2 protein-coding genes are annotated in these 12005 nt (G+C 68.7%); one reads left to right on the top strand and one right to left on the bottom strand.

The genetic code is table 11. The features are described from left to right. Positions 1–49: 49 nt before the first annotated feature. On the top strand, positions 50–352 hold the full coding sequence (locus tag FBZ89_RS23770; RefSeq protein WP_145752772.1) for a hypothetical protein: 303 nt from the start codon (positions 50–52) through the stop codon (positions 350–352). On the opposite strand, the gene FBZ89_RS30985 is transcribed toward FBZ89_RS23770, so the two are convergent. After that, the gene (locus tag FBZ89_RS30985) at positions 307–11307 is read right to left on the bottom strand and encodes a hypothetical protein (protein ID WP_186457537.1); all 11001 of its coding nucleotides are present in this window, start codon (positions 11305–11307) and stop codon (positions 307–309) included. The two genes, FBZ89_RS23770 and FBZ89_RS30985, sit on opposite strands and share 46 nt — an antisense overlap. Between the last annotated feature and the right edge of the window lie 698 nt (positions 11308–12005).

Here is a 12005-nt window from a genome sequence, read left to right on the forward strand (position 1 = left end):
GAATGCCACTCGACCCGTCAAGAAGCCCCCATGGGCACCCCTCCCCCTCTTGCCTCCCGTGCCGGCCGCCTTCTTCGGCGCCACCGCCCTGGCCACCACCCCGGTGCGCGTGGCGGCGCGGGGCGATACCGGCGTCCTGGCGCAACTGACCCCAGCGCTGTTCCTGCTGGCCAATGTGGTGGTGGGCGTGGTGGCCGTTGGTACCGTCTACCGCGCCCTGCAAGGCCGGCTGCTACCCCCGCCGGCCATCGAGATCGTGGGGAATGGAAGACCAAGGCATTTGGGCCCCTGGCCTTCCCTTCCTGGTCAGAACGCCCAGCTGGCGCGTAAAACGCCGGCGTGGCTTTGGTAGTCGCTGCGCAGTTCACCGCTGTATTCCAGGCGCAGACTGATGCCGTCGCCCTTGGCCAGGGTGGCGCCCAGGCCGATGGCGACGCCGTCGGCGCTGACCCGGCCGGTGGTGCTGGCGAAGCTGACGCCGCCCAGGGCGCTGGTGGTCGTCACCGGGCCATTCAGGTAGTCGTGCACCCACGCCACCTTCAGGTCCGGCATCAGCTTGCCGATGCCGGTGTTCAGGGCCGTGTCCAGCTTGAAGCCCAATTCCTGGGTCAGGCTGTTGGTGGTCATGGCGGCCACATCCAGATCGGCCACCCCGGCGTCATGCTCGCTGTAGGCATGGTTGGTCAGGCGGGCGGCCTGCAGGCTCCACTGCGGCGTCAGGGTGAAGCCGTTGCGGTCCGGCATGGCGTAACCCACCGTCACCTTGCCCAGGTACTGCTCCCCGCCGTAGTTGGCGTTGGCGCGGGCGCCCAGGAAGTCGATGGTCCGGCGCTGGTCGTAGTGGTTGTAGCCGAACGCCACCTGGCCCTCGACCGACAGCCGCTGCTCCGCGAAGGCCGGGCGCCAGACGCTGTACGCGGTCAGCTGGTAGCTGCCCACCCGTGTGAGGCTGCCGGCCGTCACCCCCTGCCCCACGGCGGCGCTGTTCAGCCAGCTGAACGCCAGGCCGGCCATAACCTCCGGATCGGCGTACCAGTCAGCCCCCAGCACCAGGCCGGCGCTGCTGGCGCGGTAACCCGCCGCGTCCATGGCGTTGGCGCGCAGCGCGCCGCCGCCCAGCACCTCACCCCACAGTACGCCGTTCAGCGTGCCGTCGCCGGCCGAGGCCCCCTTGCCGCCATAGTTGTCCATCAGCCCCGCCACCGTCTGCTGGTGCTGGCTGATGGCCGTGGTGGTGGGGGTGACCAGGCTGGTGGTCAGCTGCGGTGTCAGCTGGTTGGGCGCCAGCTGGGCCACCGCCACCTGCTTGGCCGTGCCGGTCAGGGTGGACAGGGGCGCCAACACCGCCGTCTGCACCGCCGCCGCGGCTGAGCCGCCGCTGGCCGCGATGACGTCCAGCGCGGCGCCGGTGCCCACCGCCGCACCACCCTGGGCCACGCCCACGGCGGTGTAGTTGGTGGTGGCCGGCGTCGTCGTGCCGCCGCCCGTGGAACCGCCACCCGACGACCCGCTGCCGGACGACCCATTCCCCGAGGAGCCATTCCCCGAGGAGCCGTTACCTGAGGAGCCGTTCCCCGAGGAGCCATTGCCGGAGGAGCCATTCCCCGAGGAGCCGCTCCCCGAGGAGCCGTTACCCGGCGAACCCCCGTTCGTCCCCGTGCCCTCGCCGGAACCGGTGGTGCCGGTGCTGGCGGTGTTCAGGGTCAGCACCAGTTCGGTCTTGCCGCCGCTGGTGATGGTGCTGCTGGTCACGGTGTAGCCGGCCGCCGTCAGCACCAGGTTGCTGGCGGACAGGCCGCTGCCGGCGGTGGCGATGGTGTAGCTGCCGGCGGCGAGGGAGCCGCTGGTGGCCTTCAGCGTCACCGACCCGCCCGTCAGGCTGGCGCTGCCGCTGATCACCAGGTTGCCGTAGCTGCTGGTGGACGACACGCCAATCACCAGGTTGCCCGCCGTCTGGCTGTAGCTGCCGGTGATGTTGATGGCGCTGTTCACCAGCAGGGTGGCCCCGCTGTTGATGACACTGTGGTTGCCCACGCTGATGTTGTCGTTCAACAGCAGCGTACCGGAAACGAAGCGCAGGTTGGCCAGGTTGTTGGTGATGATGCCCCGGCTGCCGCCCTGGCCCGTCAAGGTGCCCGGTGCCGCGTCCGTCCCGCCGCTGATGGCCAGGTCGTTGGCCGACAGGTTGGTGATGTTGCCCGCGATGACGCCCGTGTTGGCCAGGCCACCCAGCGTGCCGGTGCTGGCGATGTACAGCGCCGTGGCGCCGCCCGTGGCGTTGGTCAGCGTGCCGGTGACGGCCAGGCTGGCGAGCGTGCCACCGATATAATCGTTGGCGGCCACGGCCAGCAGGTTGGTGCCGCTGACGCTGCCGGTGGCATCCAGGCCGGTAAGGCCACTGGTGACGGTGGCGCCGGCATAGCTGGACCCCACCCCGCCCTGGATCAGGGTGACGCTGTCGCCCACAAGGTAGTTGGCGACGGGGGCCAGGCCGGCATTGACCGCGCCGCCGGTGACGTTGGCCGCACCGCTCACGCTCAGCACGTGGCCGGACAGGGCCAGGGTGCCGGACGACTGGCCGTAGTCGCCGGTCACCGCCACGTTCCGGGCCAGCGACAGGTTGGCACCGGCGTTGGTGACCGTGTGGCCGGTCACGTCGATGTCGTCACCAAGGCTGAGGTCGCCGGCCGCGAACACCAGGTTGCTGCTGGCGTTGCGGATGGTGCCGCCGATGAGGCCGCCCACCGTGCCGCCGCTGCCGCCGGTGACGGTCAGGTCACCCGCCGACAGGTTGGCGACGTTGCCGACGATGGTGCCGGTGTTGGCCAGGGTGCCCAGCGTGCCGGTGGCGGCGATGTATAGCGCCGTGGCGCCGCCGGCGGTATTAACAAGCGTGCCGGTGACCGCCAGGCTGGCCAGGCTGCCGCCGACGTAATCGTTGGACGCCACCGCCAGCAGGCTGGTGCCGCTGACGCTGCCGCTGGCGTCCAGGCCGGCCACGCCGCTGGTGACCACGGCGCCGGTGTAGCTGGAGCCCGCCCCACCCTGGATCAGGGTGGCACTGTCGCCCACCAGGTAGGTGCCGGTACCCGACAGGCCGGCGTCGACCACCCCGCCGGTGACCCTGGCGGCACCGCTGACGCCCAACACGTGGCCGTCCACCGACAGCGTGCCGCCGCTCTGGCTGAAATTGCCGGTGACACCGATATCGCCGGCCAGCGCGATGACGGCGCCGGTGTTGGCAACCGTGTGGCCGGTCACGTCGATGGCGTCGCCCAGGCTGATGCCACCCGAGGCGAAGGTGAGGTTGCTCAGGCTGTTGCGGATGGTGCCGCCGGTAAAGCTGCCCACCGTACCGCCGCCATTTACGCCCACTGGGCCGCCCACCACCACCAGGTCGTTGGCGCTGTTGTTCACCACATTGCCGATAAGGGCGCCGGTGTTGGCCAGCGTGCCCAGGGACCCGGCGGCGGCGATGTTCACCGCCGTGGCGGCGTGGATGGTGCCGCTGTTGGTCAAGGTGCCCAGGGTGCCGCCGACATAGTCGCTGACCAGGGTCAGCACCAGGTCGGTGGCGCCGCCGTCGGCGGCCGTGCCCAGCGTGGCGCTGAAGCCGTCGGCCGCGGCCCTCAGGCCGGTGGCCGACAGGCTGCCGCCAGCCGCGACGATGGTGTAGCTGTCGCCGGCGATCAGGTTCATGCCGTCCGTGGCCGTGACGGCCACGGTGCCGCCGGTCAGGCTGGCATTGCCGCTGACGACCAGCCCGCCCGCACCGCCGGCGCCCAGGACGGCGGTCAACGTGCCGGCCGATTGGCTGTAGTTGCCGGTGACGCTGACGATGCTGGTCAGCACGACGGACGCGCCGCTGTTCACCAGGGTGTGGCTGCCGACGTTCACCGCGTCGTCCAGGGCCACGGTGCCGGAGGCCAGCACCACGTTCGCGGCCGTGCTGATGATGGTGCCACCGGTCAGCGTGCCCACGACGCCACCCGCGCCGCCGGTGATGACCAGGGCGGTGGCACCGTCGTTCACCACGTTGCCGATAATGGCGCCGGTGTTCGCCACCACGCCGATGGTGCCACTGTTCCGCAGGGCGGTGGCGCCGGCCAGGACGCCGCTGTTGACCAGGGTGGCGATGGTGCCGTGGTTGTAGACACCCAGGTTGGCGCTGGTGATGGTGCCGGCGTTGCTCAACACGCCGATGGTGCCGTGGTTGTACACGCCCGTGGCGGAGCCGGTGATGACGCCGCCGGCGTCGTTGGACAGGGTGCCCAGCGTCCCCTTGTTCAGGATGCCGGCATAGCCGCCGGTGATGCTGCCGCTGTTGGCCAGGCTGCCGATGGAACCACTGCTGTAGATGCCGGCATAGGTGCCGCCCGCGATGGTGCCGCTGTTCAACAGCGTGCCGATGGCGGCCTCGTTGTAGAGGCCCGCCGTGCCGCCGGTCATGGCCCCGCTGTTGTCCAGCACGCCCAGGGTTCCGCCGGAATTGTACAGGGCGCCCCAATGCCCCGCGACGGTGCCGGTGTTGGCCAGCGTGCCCAGGATGCCGTCGTTGGCGATGCCATTCGCGCCGGCGCCGGTGATCAGGCCCCGGTTCACCAGGGTCCCCAGCGTCCCGTGGTTGGTGGCGCCGGTGGACCCGCCGGAAATGGTGCCGGCGTTGGTCAGCCAGCCCAGCGTGCCGCCCCCGGCAACGGCCACGCCATAGATGCCGCCCGTCAGGGTGCCGGTATTGGACAGGGCCGCCAGGGTGCCGGTGGACGCCACCTGCACCGCCGTGACGGCGCTGACCGACCCCGTGTTCACCAGGGTGCCATAGGCGCCGCCGATATAGTCGGCGTCCACCGTCAGCACCAGGTCGGTGACCGAACCACTGGTGAGCGTGGTCAGGACGCCGTTGCGCGCCGTGACACCGGTGGCGGTCAGGCTGCCAGCCTCCACCACGGTGTAGCGGTCGCCGGCGATGGCGTTGCTGCCCGACTGGACGGCGACCGTGCCGCCGCTCAGGCTGGCGGTGCCGCTGACCACCAGTTGGCCGGCGGCATCGGTGCCGATGACGGCGGTCAGTGTGCCGTCCGTCTGACTGTAGTTGCCGGCGACGGCGACGATGCTGCTCAGCAGAAGGTTGGCGCCGCTGTTCACCAGCGTGCCGGTGCCCAGTTTCACCGCGTCGTTCAGCAGCACGTTGCCCGACACCATCACCACGTTGGCCACCGTGCTGACGATGGTGCCCTGGCTGCCCGGGGCATAGCCGGTGAAGGTGCCCACGGTGTCGAAGTTGCCGCCCGCGATGGTCAGGGCGGATGCCGACGCATTGAGGATGGTGCCGGCGAAGGTGCCGCTGTTGGCCACCAGGCCGATGGTGCCGCCGTCATTGTAAAGGGCGATCAGGCCGCTGATCAGGCCGCTGTTGGCCACGGTGCCGATGGCGCTGGCGTTCCACACGCCGGTGATGCCGCCGGCCAGCGTGCCGCTGTTGTCGATCCGGCCGATGGTGCCGCCATGGTCGTTGGCAACCGCCGCCAGCCAGGCATCGGTGATGGTGCCGCTGTTGGACAGCGTGCCGATGGTGCCGCCATCGTTGTAGACGCCGGCATAGGTGCCGCCGGCGATGGTGCCGCTGTTCCGCACCGTACCGATGGTGCCGCTGTTGTTGTAGACCGCCACGATGCCGCCGGACAGGGTACCCGTGTTGTCCACCAGGCCCAGGCTGCCCTGGTTGTCGACGCCCAAGCGGGTACCCGCCAGGGTCCCGCTGTTGGACAGGGTGCCCAGGGTGCCGCCGGTGCCCACCGCCACCGCGGTGGTGGACTGGATCAGGCCGGCGTTGCCGAGGCTGCCGTAGGTGCCACCGATGTAGTCGCCGCTCATGGTCAGCACCAGGCCGGTGACCGACCCGCTGCTAGCCGTGGACAGGCTGCCGTTGATGCCGGTCACGCCGCTGAAGGACAGGGTGCCGGCCTCCACCACGGTGACGGTGTCGCCCGCCAGTACATTGGCACCGTCGTGCCGGATGCCCAGGGTGCCGCCGGTCAGGCTGGCCGACCCGCTGACCTCCAGGCCACCGCCGTCGGCCGCCGCCAGCAAGGTGCCGGCCGTCTGGTGGAAATCGCCCGCGACGGTGACGATGCTGACCAGCGTGACCGAGGCGCCGGCATTGACCAGCGCGCCCGAGGCCAGGTTGACCGCGTCGTTCAGCAGCATCTTGCCCGATGCCAGCACCACGTCGCCGCCATTGGGCATGGAGATGGTGCCCTGCGCCCCGGCATAGCCGGTCAGGGTGCCCACGGCGTTCCCGCTGCCACCGATGACGGTCAGGCCGGCACCCCCGGTATTGGCGTCGACGATGTTGCCGGCGATGACGCCGCTGTTGACCAGCCGCCCCAGCCTGCCTTCGTTGTCGATGGCCCAACTGACGGCGCTGATGGTGCCGCTGTTCAGCAGCGTGCCGATGCTGTCCGCGTTGTAGAGGCCCCAGTTGCCGCCGGCGATGGTGCCGGTGTTGGTCACGGTGCCGATCGTCCCGTTGCTGAACAGGGCGGTGAACGCGCCGCTGACCACCCCGGCATTGGACAGCCCACCGATGCTGCCGACATTGCTGAGGCCGATGTGGTCGGCGGCAATGGCGCTGTTGTTCACCAGCGTGCCGACGACACCGGCGTTGTCGATGCCCCCGCCGCGGATGCTGCCGCTGTTGCCCAGGCTGCCGATCGTGCCGCCGATGGTGTTGACGATGCCATAGGACGTGGCGGCGATGGTGCCGCTGTTCAACAGCGCGCCGATGCTGCCGCTGCTGAGCACGCCGGTGCGGCCGCTGATCGTGCCGGCGTTGCTCAGCACGGCGATGGTGCCGCCCTGGTTCGCGATGCCCACCTGGGTGGCGGCGATCAGGCCACCGGCGCCGTTGGCCACGCTGCCGATGCCGCCCTGGTTCAGCACGCCGTAGGCGCTGCCCGACAGGGTGCCGCTGTTGGACAGGGTGCCCAGGGTGCCGGTGGTAGCCACCGCCACGGCCGTGGTGGCGTTGATGGCGCCGGCGTTGCCCAGGCTGCCGTAGACGGAGCCGATGTAATCGCCGGTCTGGATCAGCACCAGGTCCCGCAGCCCGCCGTCGGCGACGGTGCCGTAGGTGGCGTTGCTGGCCCACAGGCCGTTGGCCACCAGGGTGCCGGCCTTCACGATGGTATGGGTGTCACCCGCCAGCAGGTTGACCGCACCGGTCAGCCCGGCGGCGGTGGCGATGCCGCCGCTGATGCTGGCCGTGCCGGTGACGACCAGGGCGCCACTGCCGGCGCCCAGCGCCAGGGTGCCACCCGTCTGGCTGTAGTTGCCGGTGACGGTCACGCCGGTCACCGTCAGGCCGGCACCGGTGTTCACCAGTGTCTGGGTGCCCATGCTGACCGCGTCGTTCAGCAGGATGTTGCCGGAGGCCAGGACCACGCTGCCAAGGGTGCTGGTGATGGTGCCCTGGCCGCCTGCCGCGTAACCGGTGAAGGTGCCCGTGGCGGTGCCGGTGCCGCCGGTGATGGTCAGCGCCGCGGCACCGGTGTTAAGGAGGTTGCCGGCGACCACGCCACTGTTGGACAACAGGCCGATCTGGCCGGCATTGGCGATGGCGGCGTTGGCGCCGGTGACGGTGCCGCTGTTGGCCAGCGTGCCCAGGATGCCGGTGTTGTAGAGGCCGACGAGGTCACCGGCGATGGTGCCGTGATTAGCCAGCATCCCGATGGTGCCGCCAAAGGCGTAGACGCCCGCGGTGTGGCCGGTGATGATGCCGGCGGTGCCATTGACCAGCGTGCCGATGGTGGCGGTGTTGAGCACGCCGCCCATGCCGCTGCCGCTGATGCTGCCTCTGTTGGCCAGCAGGCCGATGGTGCCGCCGTTGCCCACACCGGCCTCACCGGCGATGGCGCCGGTATTCGACAGGGTGCCGATGACGCCGCCGGTATTGTTGTAAACCGCGTTCACGCCGGACAGGGTTCCGCCGTTCGACAGCGTGCCGATGCTGCCGGTGCTGTACACGGCGGCGCCGCCGCCGCTGATCAGGCCGGTGTTGTCCAGCCAGACTATGGTGGCGGTGTTCTGGATGGCATAGTGGCTGCTGCCGGTGGTGCCGGTGATGGTTCCGTCGTTCCGTAGCGCGCCGATGATCCCGGCGTTGATGATGCCGGACTTGCCACCGATGCTGCCGCTGTTGGACAGGCCGCCGATGCTGCTGCCGACGCCGTTGTAGACGCCGGTGGAGCCGCCCGAGACCACACCGCCGTTGGCCAGGGTGCCGATCGTGCCGGCATTCCAAACGCCGATGGCGGAGCGGCCGCCGACGCCCGCGATGGTGCCGGCGTTGTTCAGGGTGCCGATGCTGCCGCCCGCACCCCGGTTGTAGACGGCGGCGCTGTTCCCGGAAATGACGCCGCCGGCTTGGTTGACCAGCGTGCCGACGGTGCCGGCGTTATCGACACCGCGCAGCGTGCCGGCGATGACGCCCCCGCCACTGTTGGTCAGCAGCCCCAGGGTGGCGGAAAAGGTGTTGTTGACGCCATCCACCGTGCCGCGGATCGTGCCGCTGTTGGCCAGGGTGCCGATGGTGCCGGCGCTCCACACGCCGGTCTGGTTCACGCCGTTGATGGTGCCGCTGTTGGTCAGCGTGCCCAGGGTGCCGGTCGCGGCCACGATCACCGCCGTGGTGGCGCTGAGTTGGCCGGTGACGCCCAGGCTGCCGTAGACGGTGCCGATGTAATCGCCCGTCCGCACCAGGACGAGGTCTTGGAAGTTGCCGTTGGTGACGGTGCCATAGGCCGCGTTGCTGGCGGTCAGGCCGGTGGTGACCAGGGTGCCGGCCTCCACGATGGTGGCGCTGGCCCCGGCGAGCACATTGACGGCGCCGCTGGCGGCGGGGGCGTCGGCTGCCCCCAGCAGGCCGCCGGAAATGCTGGCCGTGCCGGTGACCAACAGGGCGCCGCTGCCGGCCCCCACCACCAGCGTGCCGCCCGTCTGGCTGTAGTTGCCGACGATGGTTACGCCCGTCACCGTCAGGCCGGCGCCGCTGTTCACCAGCGTCTGGGTGTTCAGGTTGACCACGTCGTTCAGCAGAATGGCGCCGGACGCCAGCACGACATTGGCGATGGTGCTGGTGATAAGGCCCTGGTTGCCCGCATGGCCCGTGAAGGTGCCCACCGTCCCCGCGCCGCCACCGGCGATGGTCAGCGCGCTGGCGCTGACGATGTCGCCGGCGATGGTGCCGGCATTGATCAGGCGGGTGATGGTGCCGGTGTTGGAGAGGGCCTTGTTGGAACCGTCAATGCTGCCGATGTTGACCAGGGTGCCGATGGTGCCGGTATTGTTGACGCCAATGCTGCCGGCGATGGTGCCGCCGTTGGCCAGCAGCGTGAGACGGCTGGTGTTGACCACACCATTGAAGACACCGGAAATGAGGCTGTTGTTGGTCAGCGTGCCGATGGTGCTGAGGTTGTAAACGCCGACATGGGCGCTGGTGATCACCCCGTTGTTGACCAGCGTGCCGATGGTGCCGCCGAACACGTAGACGCCGGCGCTGCCGCTGCTGGAGGCACCATTCGAAATGGTGCCGTTGTTCACCAAGGTGCCCAGCACGCCGTTGTTCATGACGCCGCCGGCCCCACTGCCGGCCAGAAGGCCGGTGTTGGTCAGCAAGGTCATCGTGCCGCCGTTGGCGACGCCCTCCCCGCCGGTGATGCTGCCGGAATTCGACAGCGTGCCGATGATGCCGCCGGTGAAGTTGTAAACGGCATTGGAGGCGTTCATGCCGCCGCTGTTGGACAGGCTGCCGATGCTGCCGCTGTTGAACACAGCCGCATTGCCGCCGGTGACGGTACCGCCGTTGTCCAGCCAGACTATGGTCGCGGTGTTCTTGATGGCATAGCGGTTGCTGCCCAGGGAGCCGGTGATGGTCCCGTCATTGCGCAGCACGGTGACGAGGCCGGCGTTGGTGATGGCGAACTTGCCGCCGATGCTGCCGCTGTTGCTCAGCTTGGTGATGCTGGCGCCGTTGGCGTTATAGATGCCGGTACCGTCGCTGGCGATGACGCCGCCGCTGCTGTTCACGACGACGGCGATGCTGGCAAGGGCGTTGTTGCTGACCGCGTAGGTCGTGCCGGTGATCGTGCCGGCGTTCGACACCGTGCCCAGTTTGCCGGTGTTGTTGAGGCCCGTCCGACCGTCCCCGGCGATGGTGGCGTTGGTCACGTTCAGCACAGTGCCGATGCTGCCGCTGGAATAGACGCCGATCGAGCCGCCGTGGATGACGCCGGCGTTGACCAGCGTGGCGATGCTGCCCCGGTTGCGGATGGCGTCGGTACCGCCGCTGATGACGCCGCCGGCGCCGTTGCTCAGAACGGTGATGGTGGCGCCGGCATCGCTGAGAATGCCGGCGGCACCGGTGGCGCTGATGGTGCCGGTGTTGATCAGCGTGCCGACCACGGCCTGGCTGTATTGGTTGTAGACGGCGTTGACCGTCGCGCCGACGGCGGAAATGATGCCGCTGTTGGTCAGCGTGTTGATGGTGCCGTTGTTCAACAGGGCCGCGGCGCTGGTAAGACCGCCGCCGCCCACGTCGGAGATGACGCCCCGGTTGTCCAAGGTGCCGACCAGGCCGCCATTGTTGGTCATACCGACCCAGGTGCCGGCGATGGTGCCGCTGTTCACCATGACGGCGATCGGGCCGCCGTTGGTGATGGCGGTGCCGCCCTGGATGCGGGCGCCGACGCTGTTGACGAAGGTGTCGATGCTGCCGATGTTGGTGAAACCGGCGAAGCCGATGAGGGTGCCGCTGTTCGACAGGGTGCCGATGCCGCCATAGTTTGTGAGGGCGGGCATGGTCACGGACGAGATCGTTCCGGTATTGGATACCGTGCCGATGGTGCCGAAATTGGCCAGGCCCGTCGCGTGGCCGCGGATGGTGCCGGCGTTGAGCAGCAAGCCGATGCTGCCGATGGACGTGTTGCCGAGGCCGATGCCGCCAACAAGGCTGGTGTTCCACAGCAGCCCGTCATTCTCCAGCGTGCCGATGGACGCGCGGTTGTTCAGCAGCGTCTGGCCAGTGGAGACGATGGCGCCGGAGCCGGTGATCCGGTATGTCGCCAGGTTAGCGTTGCTCACCTGCGTGCCGGTCAGCGTGGTGGAAACGGTGGTCTGCGCCTGGGCCAGCGACGGCGCCGCCAGCGCCATGCCCATGGCCAGCAGCGAGGCGCCGGCCAGCAGGCGGCCGCGATTACCCTGGATCGTGTCGCGCTGGAGCATACCCTGGCCCGTATCACCATGAGTCATGGCGCCAGCACCGCCGACGTTCGCAATCCGTCCCATCATTCCCACCATCACAGATATTCCCCCACTCCGGACCACATTGCGCGCGCAGTGGACGCGGGGCATTGCCAGTAGCGGGATAGTCTTGTTTATAACGAGCACTCTCAACAGAATATTATCTTCGAAAAAAGAAATTCTTGTAATCCTGCCAATATAAACGAGAAATATCACAAAATCATGGCGCCTTGACTTTTAGTTTTTAACTAAATCTAACACAATATTATCAAATCTTACTTATAGTGATGAAATGTGATCGCTATCTTGCGATCTTTCCCCTCCCCGCACCCGCAAAAAGGACCGGTCCCTACCGGCCCTCCCCCGAATCGCATCACCCGAAGCGGCGGGGGACCGCCCCGAGGCAACCGCCCGGGCGATCAGACGGAGATCGGTTATCAGCGGATGCACTGTGCTCGGCCATTGTTGCAAGGTCCCACCGGCGTTGCCCATTGCGGCGACCATCTGGGCTGTGCTGCCGGATTTCCACCCGGCTATCCCAGGGCCGGCACTGTTCCCTCCCAGGCTCAGCCGCCGGCCTGGCGCCCAGAATCAAAACCCCCGCCGGCTTGTGCGGGCGGGGGTTTGTGCTTGGTTGCGGGGGCAGGATTTGAACCTGCGGCCTTCAGGTTATGAGCCTGACGAGCTACCGGGCTGCTCCACCCCGC

The sequence above is a fragment of the Nitrospirillum amazonense genome (assembly GCF_007828045.1).
Lineage (GTDB): Bacteria > Pseudomonadota > Alphaproteobacteria > Azospirillales > Azospirillaceae > Nitrospirillum > Nitrospirillum amazonense_C.